Genomic DNA, 15,776 nt, shown 5'->3' with positions numbered 1-15,776 from the left:
TTAATGCCTATCAGCGCCGACCGCAGCGACCGTCACCGGGATCCCGTTCAGTGCGCCGTTGCCCGACGGCTCGTCGATGAAGGTGGGCGGCGACAGGATGTTGGTGTTCACGCCGGGCGACTCGTTCGCGATCGCCATCCGGGTGCCCGGCTTGCCGTGGCCCCAGCCGTGCGGCATCGACACCACGCCGGGCATGATCGCGTCGGTCACCTCGACGGGCACTTCGATCTGTCCGCCCGGCGAGGTCACCGAGACGAGGTCGCCGCTCGCCAGGCCGCGCTTTGTCGCGTCGTCGTCGTGCATCAACAGCGTGCAGCGGTCCTTGCCCTTCATCAGGGGTCCGACGTTGTGCAGCCACGAGTTGTTCGAGCGCAGATGGCGCCTGCTGACGAGCACGAGTTCGGCAGGCGCACGGTCGAGTCGCGCGGCCAGCCGAGGCACGTCGTCGAGCAGATACTGCGGAGCGAGCCGGATCTTGCCGTCCGCGGTGCCCAGCACGTCGGGCACCTGCGGCACCATCGGGCCGAAGTTGACGCCGTTGGGCTGGGCCTTCAGCTTCTCCAGCGTGATGCCGTCGGGGTTCTCGCCGTAGCGGTCGCCGAACGGCCCTGTGCGCAGCGTGAAGTCGAGGATGCGTTCGGGGCCGCCGCGCTCGTAATGTGTGCGGATCTCGGCGCCGTCGAGTCCCTGGGTGACGGCCATGTAGTCGAAGAAGCCGTCGTCGATGGCCGTCACGTCGACGTCCTCGGCGGGCGTGCCGGTGCACAGCCCCGTGAGCCGGATCAGGATCTCCCACTCCTGGGGCCGGTCGGGATCCGGCGGCGCGAATACCGGCGGCGAGTAGTTCGCGATGCTGTTGATCGCGAAGTTGAGGATGAGGTCGTCGTGGTGGGGCTGCTCCAGCGGCGAGGGCGCGGGCAGGATGACGTCGGCGTGCCGGGTGGTTTCGTTGAGCCACATGTCGACGGAGATCATCGCCTCCAGCGTGGGCAGCGCCTCGTCGAGCTTGTGCCCCGCGGGCGTCGACAGCACCGGGTTGCCCGCCACCGTGATCAGGGCCTTGATCTGACCCTCCCCCGGCGTCGCGATCTCCTCTGCGAGACACGACACCGGCACCTGCCCGAGCACCTCCTTCGCGCCGCGGACCCGGGTGCGGTAGCGGCCGAATTCCGGTGCGCCGTCCTCGAGGCCGGGGATCGGCTGCACGGTCACCGACCACGCCGCGGCGCGCGGGAACATCGAGCCGCCCGGCGTGTCGAAGTGTCCGGTGAGGATGTTGACGACGTCGACCAGCCAACTGGCCAGGCTGCCGAATTCCTGATTGCACAACCCGATTCGACCGTAGACCACTGCGCGCTCGGTGCTGGCCAGCTCCCTGGCCAGGGTGCGGATCCGGTCTGCCGTGATGCCGGTGACTGCGGCGACGCGTTCGGGCGACCACTCGGCGGCCACCTCGCGCATGCGGTCGACGCCGTCGACGTGCGGTTCGACCGCCCCCAGCCTGACCAGATCCTCGTCGAACAGCGTGTGCACGACGGCAAGCAGCAGAGCGGCGTCGGTGCCCGGGGTGATCGGCAACCATTCGTCGGCGCGGGCCGCGGTGGCGGTGCGGACGGGATCAACGACAATCACCTTGCCGCGCTTGCGAATTCCGTCGATGATGCCCATCACGTCGGGCGCGGCCAGCAGCGACCCTTGCGACGCGGCGGGGTTGGCGCCCATCACAACCAACAGATCAGTGCGTTCGATGTCGGGCACCGGGAAGCTCCACCAGCCGCCGTACATCAGATGCGACGACAGATTCTTGGGCCACTGGTCGACGGTGCCCGGCGAGTAACTCAGCGGAATGCCCGACATGCCAAGCAGCACACCGGTGTAACGGCCCAGTGAGAAGGAGTGTGCAAGCGGGTTGCCGGTGTAACACGTGACCGCGCCGATGCCGTACTTCCCGATCACCGGGGCCAGCAGTTCAGTGCAGCGACGGAACGCGGCGGCCCAGCTGACCTCCTGCCACTGCCCGTCCACCTTGATCATCGGCCGCCGAATGCGGTCGGGGTCCTCGTGCACCGCCCCGAGGGTCGCGCCTTTGGGGCAGATGTGCCCGTGACTCCAGGTGTCGTCCTTGTTGCCGCGGATGCTTGCGACCCGCCCGTCGGCGACGTGAATCTCCAAGCCGCACATGGCTTCACACAACGGACACGTGTAGAAGTGCCTGCCGTCCTCGCCGATGCCTGCCAACGGTTTGGTCATAGCGGCCTCCATTCACATTTGCCGCGAACGTGGGTTACCCGCACGCCTTCGCGCCGGAAAGCGTGCGGGTAACCCACGTTCGGCACCATGTTGTCGTGACATACTGTAACGACAAATCGACGGGGCGGGAAGGCGAATCGTGGAAGCGGAGCGGCGTCATAGGCGGCAGGGCTCGCGGCGTGATCCGTCGATCGACACGGCAGTGCTGGCCGCGGCCCGGCGCCTACTCGTCGACCGCGGCTATGCCGCCACCACCATCGACCTGATCGCCACCACCGCCGGTGTCAGTAGGCCCGCCGTTTACCGTCGCTGGAGTTCCAAGGCGCAGCTGATACACGAGGCGCTGTTCCCCGACCTCGGGCCCGAGCCACCGGAGGACGACTTCGGCGCCGAGATCACCCGGTTGTGTCGCGGCGCGCTGCAGATGTACGGCGACGCCGCGGTGCGTGAGTCAATTCCCGGTCTGCTCAACGATTTACGCGCAGACCGCCACATGCGGCGACTGCTCAGCGACCGGCTGGAGGCCACGGCCCGCAGTCAGCTGGCCGACAAGCTTGGCGGCGCAGTCGCCGACGGCATCGCGCGGCCCGGCATCAGCGCCGACACACTGATGGACGCCATCGCCGGCGGTGCCTGGTACGCGGTATGCGTGCGCCGCATCAGGGACGTCGACACGGCGGCCAAGGAGCTCAGCGAGCTGCTGCTGCACGGCGTCCTGGCCGGACGCTAACCGCTCAACAGCATCGCGTACTGCGCCGCGATCTGCTGCTGGGCGTCCAACAAGTTGTCCGCCGTGGTTTCGATCGCATACTTGTCCGCTGCCCCAAGGCAATAGAAGGTCTTGTCCTTCAGCTGCAGACAGCGGCTGCCTGGCAGGTTGTTGACCGGCTTGGCCTGTTGCGAAGTCGGCTGCAGCTCGGCGTAGAAGCCCTCGACGATCTTCGGCGCGCTGGCAGCGTCCTTGGTTTGGTAGACATTCGTCTTCGCCATCGCCGCCAGATCCATTCCGGTGTCGGCGAACAGCTTCGCCGATCGGGCCGGGTCACTTTGGAATTGCAGGGCGCCGCGTTGTTCGTAGGTGGCGTTCTGGATCGGCGTGGCTTCCTTGCCGGGGACCGGAAGTGTCCGCGCCAGCAGGCCGGTCGGATCGAGCGAGATATCGGCGAACTCGGACGGATCGGTCGCGCGGAACTTGTCGATCGCCGGTCCCTGCATGTCGATGGTCTTGGCGACGAGACCGATCGCGGGGTCCATCCCGTCGACGGCCTGCGCCAGTTGCATGAACACGTACTGGCCGTGCGCAGTGAACGCGCGCACCGCGCTCCACTTCTTGCCGGTCGAACCCTCGGTCTGGGTGTAGCTCGCCGCCTTGGTATCGGGGTGGCCCGGGATCTGGGCGGGCTGCACCGCCTCGCCCGTCTTGGCGGCGATGTCGCCGAACTCCGTGGCGGCAGCGGTCGCCGCACTGCCATCGGCGAACCGCAGCACCGCATTCAGCAGGATCTTCTGTCCCTCCGCAGTGCGCGCCGAGGCGAAGCCGTTGATGAAGCCGTGCTGGCTCGCCGCCGCCGCGAACGACTCGGGACCGATCTGCGCCAACGCCCCGACGTTCGGTAACACGGTGGCGCCGAAGCCGAACCAGCCCGTGATGGCAGGGTCGACCTCCCATGGGCCGATGACATTGTTGGCCATCCGCTGCGACTCGACGAACAATCCGCGGTCCGGGTCGCCCGCCACGCCCAGCGGCTGGCTCGGCTGCGTCGGGTACGGCCCGACATCGAGCCTGCTGACGTCGACGGTGGGACCAGACGCCACGCCTGATGGCTTGACCGCCGAACCGCTGACCGTCGAGGAGCACGCCGCCGACAGCAGCGCGACCAATACAAATGCGATATACGCGAGCCGCATTCGCAAAAAGCTACCGTGCGCTACTTCGAATACAACGTCCGGCCGCACGGTGTCGAAAGCCATTCACGGGGATTCGAATAATCGAGTTGTGGGCGAAGGGGGACTTGAACCCCCACGTCCCGAAGGACACTGGCACCTGAAGCCAGCGCGTCTGCCATTCCGCCACTCGCCCCAACAACCGGGGGAGCCTATCACGCAAGCCACCCCGCTCCCCAACCGTACCGACCCGGTCGCCAGGCCTGCCAATTCGGTGTGAACACGTCAAGATCGGACTGGTTGACCTGCCCCGATCCGATTCTCAGAATTCTGTTGGTCCCGCACCGCTGCGCTGGGCCGATACCATGCAAGTAAGGCAAGCGGCCAGGCGACACGCTGGTGCGCGGGGGTATGAGCAGGAAGACGGACAACGACGAGTGAGGCGGGCGGTGATATGGGCCTAGTCGACCGCATCGAACGCAAACTCGAGTCGACCGTCGGCGACGCCTTCGCGCGTGTTTTCGGCGGATCGATTGTGCCCCAAGAAGTCGAGGCGATGCTCCGCCGGGAAGCCGATTCCGGCGCCCATGACATAGCCGGCGGCCATATTTTGGCACCAAACGACTACGTCATTACCCTCAGTGTGCCTGACTATCAGAAGGTGAGCGCCGACCCGGACCTCACATCAGCGACTTTCGCCAAGCACTTGGAGGGATACATCCATGAGCAGGGGTGGCAAACGTATGGTGATGTGGTCGTCAGATTCGAGGCGTCACCGAACCTGCACACCGGACAGTTTCGCGCGCGTGGAGCGGTCAACCCCGATACGACCACAGGCGACCCAGCCCCACCACCAGACCGTGCGTCCAACGCAGAACAGGGAGTACCAGCGATGAGCGACAACCCGAGTTACCGCGGCCAGGGACAGGGGCGGCCGGCCGACGAATACTACGACGAGCGCTACGGCCGCCCAGACGACCGCGGCCAGTACCCGCCTCCAGAGCAGGGTGGCTACCCCCCGCAGGGTGAGCAACCGCCCGGCTACCCGCCGCGCCAGGGCGGCTACCCCGAGCAGGGTGGCTACCCGGACCAAGGCGGCTACCCCGACCAGGGCGGTTATCCCGACCAGGGTGGCTACCCGCCGCCGTCCTACGAGCAGCGCCCGCCCGCCGGCGGATACCCGCCGCCGCAGCAGGGTGGCGGCTACCCGGACCAGGGCTATCGGCAGGCGCCAGGCGGCTACGGCCCCCCGCAGGGCGGACAGCCCGGATACGGCGCGCCGGCAGGCGACTACGACTACGGCCGTCCGCCCACGCACGGCCGTCCGGACGACGGTGGCTACGGGCGCCAGGAGCCGCCGCGGCCCGCGTACCCGGATCAGGGCGGCTATCCCGACCAGGGCGGCTATCCCGACCAGGGCGGCTACGGCGCCGGCTACGGCCGCCAGGAGCAGGGCTACGGCGCCCCCGCGGATTACGGCCGCTACGACCAGCAGGGCGGCGCCGGTTACGCGGAACCCGGTTACGGCGAGCCCGCGGCCGGCTACGACTACGGCCAGCAGGCAGCTCCGGCCGCCGGCTACGGCGGCGGATACGGCCAGCCCGATTACCCCGCAGGCGCAGCCTCGGTCACGCTGCAGCTCGACGACGGCAGCGGCCGGACCTACCAATTGCGTGAAGGCGCCAACGTGATCGGCCGCGGCCAGGACGCGCAGTTCCGGCTGCCCGACACCGGGGTGTCCCGCAGACATCTGGAGATCCGGTGGGACGGGCAGGTCGCACTGCTGTCGGACCTCAACTCCACCAACGGCACGACGGTGAACAACGCACCGGTGCAGGAGTGGCAGCTGGCCGACGGCGACGTGATCCGGCTCGGCCATTCCGAGATCATCGTCCGCGTTCACTGAGCGCTTCGGGCGGTCGAAGCCGGGGGAAGCTGAACGCTTCACCGTCGCGTCGATCGCTGTCCAAGTATCGTGACGTTGCCGAAGTTGGCGCGGTACGAGAACGGGACGGGGACGGAGAGGACGTCGGATGCAGGGGTTAGTACTGCAGCTGACGCGCGTCGGTTTCCTATTGCTGCTGTGGTTGTTCATCTGGTCGGTGCTCCGCATCCTGCGGACCGACATCTACGCACCGACCGGAGCGGTCATGGTGCGACGGGGCCTGGCGCTGCGCGGCTCCCTGCTGCCCAATCGTGGGCGCCGGAGCGTGGTGCGCCAGCTGGTCGTGACGGAGGGCGCGCTGACGGGGACCCGCATCACGCTGGGCAGCCAGCCCGTGCTCATCGGCCGCGCCGACGACTCGACGCTCGTGCTCACCGACGACTACGCCTCGACACGGCACGCCAGGCTCTCGCCACGAGGTTCGGAATGGTATGTCGAGGACCTAGGATCGACCAACGGCACATACCTTGACAGGGCGAAGGTGACGACCGCGGTACGGGTTCCGATGGGCACGCCGGTTCGAATCGGCAAGACGGTAATCGAGCTGCGCCCGTGACACTGGTGCTTCGCTATGCCGCCCGCAGCGACCGTGGTCTGGTCCGCGCCAACAACGAGGACTCCGTGTACGCCGGCGCACGACTGCTGGCCCTTGCCGACGGGATGGGCGGGCACGCCGCGGGTGAGGTGGCCTCACAGCTGGTGATCGCCGCGCTGGCCCACCTCGACGACGACGAGCCGGGCGGTGATCTGCTCTCCAAACTCGACGCCGCGGTACGTGAGGGCAACTCCGCGATAGCCGCGCATGTGGAGGCCGACCCCGAGCTCGACGGCATGGGCACGACGCTGACCGCAATTCTGTTCGCGGGCAACAGGCTTGGGCTCGTGCACATCGGCGACTCACGCGGCTACCTGCTGCGCGACGGCGAACTCGTCCAGATCACCAAGGACGACACCTTCGTCCAGACGCTGGTGGACGAGGGCAGGATCACCGCCGAGGAGGCGCACAGCCATCCGCAGCGCTCGCTGATCATGCGCGCCCTGACGGGCCACGAGGTAGAGCCCACGCTGATCATGCGCGAGGCGCGCGCGGGCGACCGCTATCTGCTGTGCTCTGACGGCCTGTCCGATCCGGTCAGCCACGAAACCATCCTCGAGGCGCTGCAGATCTCCGATGTCGCCGAAAGTGCGGACAGGCTAATCGAATTGGCGTTGCGCGGCGGTGGACCCGACAACGTCACCGTGGTGGTGGCCGACGTCGTCGACTACGACTACGGCCAGACTCAACCGATTCTCGCCGGTGCGGTGTCGGGTGACGACGACCAGAGTGCACCGCCCAACACCGCGGCCGGTCGAGCGTCGGCGTTCAACCCGCGTCGCAACGAGGCGAAACGTGTTGTGCCACAGCCGGAAGAACCCCAACGCAAGCCACGGTCGCGACGGCGGATGCTGATCGCTGCGGTCCTGCTGCTGCTCGTCGTGCTCGCCGGACTTGCGGTCGGCCGCGAGATAGTGCGCAGCAACTACTACGTCACCGAGCACGACGGCACGGTGTCGATCATGCGAGGTGTTCAGGGCTCCTTTCTGGGTTTAGCACTTCAGGAGCCGTACCTGTTGGGCTGTCTCAACGCGCGAAATGAGTTGTCCCTCATCAGCGCGGGAACTCCGAAGGACAACCTGGACTGCCGCATGCTCGGCGTCAACGACATGCGGCCGTCGGAGCGCGCACAGGTGGTCGCCGGCCTGCCCTCGGGCTCGCTCGACGACGCCATCGCCCAGATCGAGGAACTCGCCCGCAGTTCGGTCCTGCCGACGTGCGTGACTCCGACACCGACGCCGACCACCACATCGCCAACTCCTCATCTGCCGGAAACACCTGTCAATCCGGGCATCCCGGAAGTCAGCGGTGAATCCCCCGCGCCCGAAACCCCCATGACCGTGACCGCGCCCCCTCCCGCGCCGCCGAGCGCCCCCGCCTCACCCGGTGCGCCGCCGCCCGCCGCACCTCCCGCATCGCCGTCCCCGACACCGCAGCCCACCGTCACCGCGCTGCCGCCTCCGCCACCCGAACCGGGAACGAACTGCCGGGAAGTTTCATGACGACCCGAAGAGGCAAAGGCAGGGGACGAGCGGGAGTCGAGGCATGACCACCCAGCCGCAGTCGCCCGTCGCCGTCACCCCGCCGCTGCCCAACCGGCGCAACGCCGAACTGCTGCTGCTCGGCTCCGCTGCGGTGATCACCACTGTGGCACTGCTTCTCGTCGAGGCCAACCAGGAACAGGGCCTGCACTGGGATCTGGCGCAGTACACCGTCGCGTACCTCGCGCTGTTCACCGGTGCGCACCTGGCGATCCGGCGCTTCACTCCGTACGCCGACCCGCTGCTGCTGCCGGTGGTCGCGCTGTTGAACGGGCTCGGAGTGGTCATGATCCACCGCCTCGATCTGGCCGCGGGCGGGCCGTCGGGAAAGGGCCTGGGCGGCACCGCAAATCAGCAGATGCTGTGGACGCTCGTCGGGGTCATCGCGTTCTCGTTGGTGGTGATCTTTCTTCACGACCATCGGTTGCTGGCGCGCTACGGATACGTGTGCGGGCTGACCGGGTTGATCCTGCTCGTCATTCCCGCTGTGTTGCCCCGCTCGATGTCGGAGCAGAACGGCGCCAAGATCTGGATTGAATTGCCGGGCTTCTCCATTCAGCCCGCCGAGTTCTCCAAGATTTTGCTGCTCATCTTCTTCGCCGCGGTGTTGGTCGCCAAGCGCAGTGTCTTCACCAGTGCGGGTAAGCACTTCCTCGGCATGGACCTACCTCGGCCGCGCGACCTTGCGCCGCTGCTGGCCGCCTGGATCGCCTCGGTCGGTGTGATGGTGTTCGAGAAGGACCTCGGCACGTCGCTGCTGCTGTACGCGTCGTTTCTGGTGCTGGTCTACGTGGCCACCGACCGGTTCAGCTGGGTCGTCATCGGACTCGCACTGTTCGCTGCGGGAAGCGTTGCGGCGTACTACCTTTTCGGCCACGTCCGGGTCCGGGTGGAAACCTGGCTCGACCCGTTCGCCGACCCCGACGGCGCCGGCTATCAGATGGTGCAGTCACTGTTCAGCTTCGCCACCGGCGGCATTTTCGGTACCGGCCTCGGCAACGGGCAGCCCGGCACCGTGCCCGCCGCGTCGACCGACTTCATCATCGCCGCGATCGGCGAGGAGCTCGGACTGGTCGGCCTTGCCGCGGTGCTGATGCTGTACACGATCGTGATCGTCCGTGGGCTGCGCACCGCGATCGCCGTGCGCGACAGCTTCGGCAAGCTGCTGGCCGCCGGGCTGGCGTCGACACTGGCGATCCAGTTGTTCATCGTGGTCGGCGGCGTCACCAGGCTGATCCCGCTGACGGGGCTGACCACGCCATGGATGTCGTACGGCGGCTCCTCGCTGCTGGCCAACTACGTGCTGCTGGCGATCCTCGTGCGCATCTCGCACGCGGCCCGCCGCCCGATCGTCACCCGGCCGCAGGCCACGCCGATCGCGGCCGCGAGCACCGAGGTGATCGAGAAGGTATGAACACCTCCCTGCGCCGCATCGCCGTGACGATCATGGTGCTGATCGTGCTGCTGTTGGCCAATGCCACACTGACACAAGTGTTTACGGCCGACGGGTTGCGCGCCGACCCGCGTAACCAGCGGGTGCTGCTCGACGAGTACTCGCGTCAGCGCGGACAGATCTCTGCGGGCGGGCAGTTGCTCGCCTACTCGGTGTCCACCAACGGCCGGTTCCGGTTCCTCCGCGTCTACCCCAATCCGGAGGCCTATGCGCCGGTCACCGGTTTCTACTCGCTGAGCTATTCGAGCACCGGCCTCGAGCGTGCCGAGGACAGCATCCTCAACGGCTCCGATCAGCGGCTGTTCGGCCGGCGGCTCGCCGACTTCTTCACCGGGCGTGATCCCCGCGGCGGCAACGTCGCCACGACCATCAATCCGCAGGTTCAGCAGGCGGCATGGGATGCGATGGCGCACGGCTGCAACGGACCGTGCAAGGGCGCGGTAGTGGCGCTGGAACCGTCGACCGGGAAGGTCCTCGCGATGGTTTCGTCACCATCGTATGACCCGAATCTGCTTGCCACCCATGATGTTGCGGCCCAGTCGACAGCGTGGCAGCAGCTACGCGACAACCCCGATTCGCCGCTGTTGAACCGGGCGATCTCGGAAACCTATCCGCCCGGGTCGACGTTCAAGGTGATCACGACCGCGGCCGCGCTGCAGCATGGCGCCACGGAGAACACCCAATTGACCTCCGTGTCCCGAATTCAGTTGCCGGACAGCACCGCAACGCTGGAGAACTACGGCGGCGCGGCGTGCGGGGCCGGCCCGACAGCTTCGCTGCACGATGCGTTCGCGAAATCCTGCAACACCGCCTTCGTCCAACTCGGCCTCAACACCGGCACGGACGCGTTGCGGTCCACCGCGATCGCGTTCGGGCTCGACACCCCTCCCCCGACGATCCCGCTTCAGGTGTCCCAGTCGACCGTCGGGCCGATCTCCGACGCTGCCGCGCTGGGCATGTCGAGCATCGGGCAGAAGGACGTGGCGCTGACGCCGCTGCAGAACGCGCAGGTCGCCGCGACCATCGCGAATAAAGGGGTGACCATGCGCCCTTATCTAGTCGATAGTCTGAAGGGACCCGACCTCGCGAACATCAGCACGACGGCTCCCCGCGAGGAGCGCCGGGCGGTGTCCGAGCAGGTCGCGAATACACTTACGGATTTGATGGTCGCCGCCGAGCAGGTGACGCAGCAGAAGGGAGCCATCGCCGGCGTGCAGATCGCATCCAAGACCGGCACGGCGGAGCACGGTACCGATCCGCGCAACACTCCGCCGCACGCCTGGTACATCGCCTTCGCGCCTGCATCGGCACCCAAGGTTGCGGTGGCCGTTGTGGTCGAGAACGGCGGCGACCGGTTGAACGCCACCGGAGGCGCCGTCGCCGCCCCGATCGGACGGGCCACCATCGCAGCGGCCCTGCGGGAGGGCTCATGAGTCCCCGCGTTGGAGTGACGCTGTCGGGTCGCTACCGTCTGCAGCGGCTGATCGCCACCGGCGGCATGGGCCAGGTGTGGGAGGGCATCGACTCGCGGTTGGGCCGCCGCGTCGCGGTCAAGGTGCTCAAAGCGGAGTACTCAACGGACGCCGAGTTCGTCGAACGGTTCCGCGCCGAGGCCCGCACCGTCGCCATGCTCAATCACCCGGGCATCGCCAGCGTGTACGACTACGGCGAGACCGACATGGACGGCGAGGGCCGCACCGCGTACCTGGTGATGGAGCTGGTCAACGGTGAACCGCTGAACTCGGTGCTCAAGCGCACCGGCAGGCTCTCACTGCGGCACGCGCTCGACATGCTCGAGCAGACGGGCCGCGCCCTGCAGGTCGCGCACACCGCGGGGTTGGTGCATCGCGACGTCAAGCCGGGCAACATCCTGATCACGCCGACGGGCCAGGTCAAGCTCACCGACTTCGGCATCGCCAAGGCCGTCGACGCCGCTCCGGTGACCCAGACCGGCATGGTGATGGGCACCGCCCAGTACATCGCGCCCGAGCAGGCCTTGGGCCACGACGCGACCGCGGCCAGTGACGTCTACTCGCTGGGAGTTGTTGGGTACGAATCGGTTTCGGGCAAACGCCCGTTCACCGGCGACGGTGCGCTGACCGTGGCGATGAAGCACATCAAGGAGACGCCGCCGCCGCTGCCCGCCGACCTGCCACCCAACGTGCGCGAGCTGATCGAGATCACGCTGGTGAAGAACCCCGGCATGCGGTACCGCTCCGGCGGCCCGTTCGCCGACGCGGTCGCCGCCGTGCGTTCCGGCCGTCGGCCGCCGAGGCCCAACCAGGCGCCCTCGATCGGCAGGGCAGCACCCGCCGCGGTGCCGTCGGCCGCACAGGCCAGGGCGGCCGCCGACATGACCGGAAGAGCGCCTGCGACCACCGCGCGGCCGCGGCCCGCGACGGGCAGTCACCGCAGCACTCCCCCGCCACGACGCACGTTCTCCTCCGGTCAGCGCGCACTGCTGTGGGCCGCCGGTGTGCTGGGCGCGCTGGCGATCGTGATCGCGATCCTGATCGTGCTGAACGCGCAGGACAAGAAGGACCAGAAGACACCGCCGCCGACGGTGACGAATACGATCACCGAGACAACCCCGTTCCAGTCGCCGACGGCGATGCCCAGTTGGACCGAAGGGGGCATCTTCGGCCATGGTGGAGTGGAAAACCGGGTAACCCGACTCGACGCGAGTGCGTCCCCTGCAAAGGTGCAGGTCACGCCCTCGGGCCCAGAACAGACATGGCAATGACCACCCCGCAACACCTGTCCGACCGCTACGAAGTCGGCGAGATCCTCGGATTTGGCGGCATGTCCGAGGTCCATTTGGCGCGCGATCTGCGGCTGCACCGCGACGTGGCCATCAAAGTGCTGCGCGCAGACCTGGCGCGCGACCCCAGCTTCTATCTCCGGTTCCGCCGCGAGGCGCAGAACGCCGCCGCGCTGAACCATCCGGCGATCGTCGCGGTGTACGACACCGGCGAGGCGGAGACGGCGGCCGGTCCGCTGCCGTACATCGTGATGGAGTACGTCGACGGGATCACGCTGCGCGACATCGTGCACACCGAGGGCCCGATGCCGCCCAAGCGCGCGATCGAGGTGATCGCCGACGCGTGCCAGGCGCTGAACTTCAGTCACCAGCACGGCATCATCCACCGCGACGTCAAGCCGGCGAACATCATGATCAGCAAGGCCGGTGCGGTGAAGGTGATGGACTTCGGCATCGCTCGCGCGCTTGCCGATGCCAACAGCGTCACCCAGACCGCCGCGGTGATCGGCACGGCGCAGTATCTGTCGCCTGAGCAGGCCCGCGGGGAGAAGGTCGACGCCCGCTCCGACGTGTACTCGCTGGGGTGCGTGCTCTACGAAATCCTCACGGGGGAGCCACCTTTCGTCGGTGATTCGCCCGTCGCGGTGGCCTATCAGCATGTGCGCGAGGATCCGGTGCCGCCGTCGCAGCGGCACAACGGCATCGCCCCGGAACTCGATGCCGTCGTGCTCAAGGCGCTCGCGAAGAACCCCGACAACCGCTACCAGTCCGCCGCCGAGATGCGCACGGACCTGGTTCGGGTGCACAGCGGAGAGGCGCCGGAGGCGCCGAAGGTGCTGACAGACGCGGAACGGACTTCGTTCCTGTCGACGCCGACGTCGGAGCACCGAACGGACCGCATCGATCAGGTCGGCCGCACTGAGCACCGCTTCGAGGACAAAGAAGAGCGCAGCGGATCGGTGGGTCGCTGGCTCATCGCGGTGGCGGTGCTTGCGGTGCTGACCGTCGTGGTCACCGTCGCCATCAACATGTTCGGCGGTAGCACGCGCGATGTTCAGGTGCCCGACGTGGCAGGCAAGACGAAGGACGACGCGGTCGCGATACTGCAGAACGCCGGCTTCAAGACTCGCGACCAGCAGCAGTCGGATTCGACCATCCCGCCGAACAAGGTCATCGGTACCGATCCTGCCGCGGGCACCTCAGTGGGTGCCGGCGACGAGGTGCTGATCAAGGTGTCGAGCGGTCCCGAGCAGCGTGAGGTCGTGGACTGCAAGGGGCTCACGTATTCCGATTGCGTCCAGAAGCTCACCGCAGCAGGTTTCGGAAAGTTCAAGAGGTCCGACTCACCCTCTACGCCGGAGCTGAAGGACAAGGTGCTCGCGACCATTCCGAGTGCCAACCAGACTTCGGCTATCACCAACGAGATCACGATCGTCGTCGGCTCGGGACCCGAGAGCAAGCCGGTCCCCGATTGCAAGGCCCTGACCGTGGAGGCGTGTCAACAGGTGCTCGCCGCCGCCGGGTTCACGAAGATCCTTCCCGTCGATGTCGACAGCACGACGCCAAAGGGTTCCGTGGTGGGCACGGCACCGCCGGCCGGCGGCCTGGTCGCGGTGGACACGCTGATCCAGATTCAGGTATCCCTCGGCAACGAGTTCGTCATGCCCGACGTGCGTGGCGGATTCTGGACCGACGTCGAGCCGAACCTACGCAACGCGTACGGCTGGACGGGCCAGTTGATCAGGGCGCCCGATGTGCAGAACAGCGGTCAGCGCACCAACGCGGTGGTCACGCAGAGCCCTCAGGCGGGCACGCCGGTCAAGTTCAGCGACCCGATCACGCTGGCGTTCGCGTCGTAGCGGCCTGCACGGCGTTGGCCACGTCGTCCTCGAGCTGACGCACGAGGTTTTCGTCCGGCGCAGCGCCGCAGTACCCGAGCCAGTTGGCGAGCATCCGATGGCCGCCCTGGGTGAGGATCGACTCCGGGTGGAACTGCACACCGTGGATCGGCAGTTCGACGTGGCGCACGCCCATGATGACGCCGCCCTCGGTTCGCGCGATCACCTCGAGTTCGGCGGGCACGGTGTCGGGCAGGATCGTCAGCGAGTGGTAGCGCGTCGCGGTGAACGGATCCGGAAGGCCTTGCAGCACACCGGCATTCGAGTGGAACACGGTACTGGTCTTGCCATGTAGCAGCTCGGGCGCCCGGTCGACGGTGCCGCCGAACGCCACGCCGATGGCCTGGTGTCCAAGGCAGACGCCGAGCAGCGGGGTCTTCGCATCGGCACACGCCTTGACCAGTGGAATGGAGGCGCCTGCGCGTTCCGGCGTGCCCGGGCCGGGGGACAGCAGCACGCCGTCGAACTGGTTGGCGACCGCGTCCGGCGCAGCCAGGCGGTCGTCGTCATTACGCCAGACGTGCGCGTGCACACCGAGTTGGCCCAGATACTGGACCAGGTTGAACACGAAGCTGTCGTAGTTGTCGACGACCAAGACCTGCATCAGCCCAGGTTACTGGCGCGCGCACGTCAATATCCGAGCGGGCCTGCCGGCTTCGCATACTTCATCCGCACCGATTCGGTGTGCCCGGCCACTTGGACCGCGGCACGGGATTCTTCTGTGTAACCCAACCCGAACCGCACCACATATTGCTTGTACAGCGTCACGAACGGGGACGCCGCAAGCGCGGCCTGCATGGCGGGTGCGTCACCGATCGCGGTGATCACGTATGGCGGGCTGTACGTCCGCCCGTTCAGCAGCAGCGTGTTGCCGACACATCGCGGAGCCGACGTCGCGATGATCCGCTGATCCTGCATCTGGATGCCTTCGGCACCCGCGCTCCACAACGCGTTGAGGACCGCCTGGATGTCCTGCTGGTGGACCACCAGATCGTCGGGGGAGGCGTCCCGCGGGAAGCGGCCCTCCGCGTCGCGCTGCGCGTCGTTGAGCGTGACGACAAGGCCGGGCCCCCGCATCGGGTCCAGCCCCGCGTCGACAGCCAGCGTGTCCGAACGATGGGTGATCGCGGCCAGCGCTGCATCTGCGCCAGGCGATCCGCCGTGATGGTTATCGATCGTCGACACCAGCGTGTCCCGCTGGGCCGTGAGCCTGTCTACCGATTGCTGTGCTTCACGCACCAGGTCGACCAACCGTGGCGCGTCACTTCGCCGGATCTCGCTGCCGCCGGAAACGCTGTGGGTAGCCGCCAATAACAGCCCCGCCAACAGGCACACCACCGGCACGCCGAACCGCCAGGGGGACTGCCTCGGCTTCTCCATCGGCTCCTCTCCAAGAATTCTTGGCTGGGGTGCACCTGCGTTAGGCTCGTGGTTACATCGTCGCACCGT

General features: G+C 67.4%; 12 protein-coding genes and 1 tRNA gene. 8 read left to right on the top strand and 5 right to left on the bottom strand.

Annotated elements, in window-relative coordinates:
- Positions 1-2,250 carry a molybdopterin-dependent oxidoreductase gene (locus J3E61_RS09705; protein ID WP_210083401.1) on the bottom strand — a complete coding sequence of 750 codons (2,250 nt, stop codon included), beginning with the start codon at positions 2,248-2,250 and terminating at the stop codon, positions 1-3.
- 139 nt (positions 2,251-2,389) lie between these two features.
- Between J3E61_RS09705 and J3E61_RS09700 the strand changes: the two genes are divergently transcribed.
- Positions 2,390-2,980: a TetR/AcrR family transcriptional regulator gene (locus tag J3E61_RS09700; protein ID WP_210083400.1), complete on the top strand. Its 591-nt coding sequence runs from the start codon at positions 2,390-2,392 to the stop codon at positions 2,978-2,980.
- Here the strand turns inward: J3E61_RS09700 and J3E61_RS09695 are convergent.
- Both J3E61_RS09695 and J3E61_RS09690 read right to left on the bottom strand, forming a co-directional pair.
- Positions 2,977-4,158, bottom strand: a complete 1,182-nt coding sequence (locus J3E61_RS09695) for a hypothetical protein (RefSeq protein WP_210083399.1) — start codon at positions 4,156-4,158, stop codon at positions 2,977-2,979. The genes J3E61_RS09700 and J3E61_RS09695 overlap by 4 nt on opposite strands.
- 89 nt (positions 4,159-4,247) lie before the next feature.
- Positions 4,248-4,330: transfer RNA gene (locus J3E61_RS09690), tRNA-Leu, on the bottom strand.
- Between the two features lie 258 nt (positions 4,331-4,588).
- Here J3E61_RS09690 and J3E61_RS09685 point away from each other — a divergent pair.
- From J3E61_RS09685 to pknB, 7 genes are all read left to right on the top strand, one after another.
- On the top strand, positions 4,589-6,040 hold the full coding sequence (locus tag J3E61_RS09685; RefSeq protein WP_210083398.1) for a DUF3662 domain-containing protein: 1,452 nt from the start codon (positions 4,589-4,591) through the stop codon (positions 6,038-6,040).
- 127 nt (positions 6,041-6,167) lie between these two features.
- Positions 6,168-6,635 carry an FHA domain-containing protein gene (locus tag J3E61_RS09680; RefSeq protein WP_015304082.1) on the top strand — a complete coding sequence of 156 codons (468 nt, stop codon included), beginning with the start codon at positions 6,168-6,170 and terminating at the stop codon, positions 6,633-6,635.
- Entirely contained in the window at positions 6,632-8,176 is a 1,545-nt protein-coding gene (locus J3E61_RS09675) for a serine/threonine-protein phosphatase (RefSeq protein WP_210083397.1), read from the top strand. The genes J3E61_RS09680 and J3E61_RS09675 overlap by 4 nt, the downstream gene beginning before the upstream one ends.
- A gap of 43 nt (positions 8,177-8,219) precedes the next feature.
- Complete coding sequence (locus J3E61_RS09670) at positions 8,220-9,629, top strand: FtsW/RodA/SpoVE family cell cycle protein (RefSeq protein ID WP_210083396.1); 1,410 nt, start codon at positions 8,220-8,222, stop codon at positions 9,627-9,629.
- Complete coding sequence (gene pbpA, locus J3E61_RS09665) at positions 9,626-11,101, top strand: D,D-transpeptidase PbpA (protein WP_210083395.1); 1,476 nt, start codon at positions 9,626-9,628, stop codon at positions 11,099-11,101. The genes J3E61_RS09670 and pbpA overlap by 4 nt, the downstream gene beginning before the upstream one ends.
- A complete protein-coding gene (locus J3E61_RS09660) occupies positions 11,098-12,411 on the top strand; it encodes a protein kinase (protein ID WP_192724991.1) in 1,314 nt (437 codons plus the stop codon). Before pbpA ends, J3E61_RS09660 begins: the two co-directional genes overlap by 4 nt.
- On the top strand, positions 12,408-14,288 hold the full coding sequence (gene pknB / locus J3E61_RS09655; protein ID WP_192724990.1) for a Stk1 family PASTA domain-containing Ser/Thr kinase: 1,881 nt from the start codon (positions 12,408-12,410) through the stop codon (positions 14,286-14,288). The genes J3E61_RS09660 and pknB overlap by 4 nt, the downstream gene beginning before the upstream one ends.
- Here pknB and J3E61_RS09650 read toward each other — a convergent pair.
- Complete coding sequence (locus J3E61_RS09650; RefSeq protein ID WP_192724989.1) at positions 14,266-14,931, bottom strand: aminodeoxychorismate/anthranilate synthase component II; 666 nt, start codon at positions 14,929-14,931, stop codon at positions 14,266-14,268. The genes pknB and J3E61_RS09650 overlap by 23 nt on opposite strands.
- A 26-nt stretch (positions 14,932-14,957) precedes the next feature.
- Positions 14,958-15,707, bottom strand: coding sequence for a DUF881 domain-containing protein (locus J3E61_RS09645; protein WP_192724988.1), 750 nt, complete (start codon positions 15,705-15,707; stop codon positions 14,958-14,960).
- Positions 15,708-15,776: the final 69 nt, after the last annotated feature.

It is taken from the genome of Mycobacterium sp. OAE908 (assembly GCF_017872775.1).
Lineage (GTDB): Bacteria > Actinomycetota > Actinomycetes > Mycobacteriales > Mycobacteriaceae > Mycobacterium.
This window is presented reverse-complemented; position numbering and strand designations above follow the sequence as displayed.

What these genes read in the sequence shown, in the direction of transcription:
- J3E61_RS09705 (WP_210083401.1), bottom strand. Translation starts at nt 2,250, where the DNA reads ATGACCAAACCGTTGGCAGGCATCGGCGAGGACGGCAGGCACTTCTAC.
- J3E61_RS09695 (WP_210083399.1), bottom strand. Translation starts at nt 4,158, where the DNA reads ATGCGGCTCGCGTATATCGCATTTGTATTGGTCGCGCTGCTGTCGGCG.
- J3E61_RS09685 (WP_210083398.1), top strand. Translation starts at nt 4,589, where the DNA reads ATGGGCCTAGTCGACCGCATCGAACGCAAACTCGAGTCGACCGTCGGC.
- J3E61_RS09680 (WP_015304082.1), top strand. Translation starts at nt 6,168, where the DNA reads ATGCAGGGGTTAGTACTGCAGCTGACGCGCGTCGGTTTCCTATTGCTG.
- J3E61_RS09670 (WP_210083396.1), top strand. Translation starts at nt 8,220, where the DNA reads ATGACCACCCAGCCGCAGTCGCCCGTCGCCGTCACCCCGCCGCTGCCC.
- pbpA (WP_210083395.1), top strand. Translation starts at nt 9,626, where the DNA reads ATGAACACCTCCCTGCGCCGCATCGCCGTGACGATCATGGTGCTGATC.
- J3E61_RS09660 (WP_192724991.1), top strand. Translation starts at nt 11,098, where the DNA reads ATGAGTCCCCGCGTTGGAGTGACGCTGTCGGGTCGCTACCGTCTGCAG.
- pknB (WP_192724990.1), top strand. Translation starts at nt 12,408, where the DNA reads ATGACCACCCCGCAACACCTGTCCGACCGCTACGAAGTCGGCGAGATC.
- J3E61_RS09650 (WP_192724989.1), bottom strand. Translation starts at nt 14,931, where the DNA reads ATGCAGGTCTTGGTCGTCGACAACTACGACAGCTTCGTGTTCAACCTG.
- J3E61_RS09645 (WP_192724988.1), bottom strand. Translation starts at nt 15,707, where the DNA reads ATGGAGAAGCCGAGGCAGTCCCCCTGGCGGTTCGGCGTGCCGGTGGTG.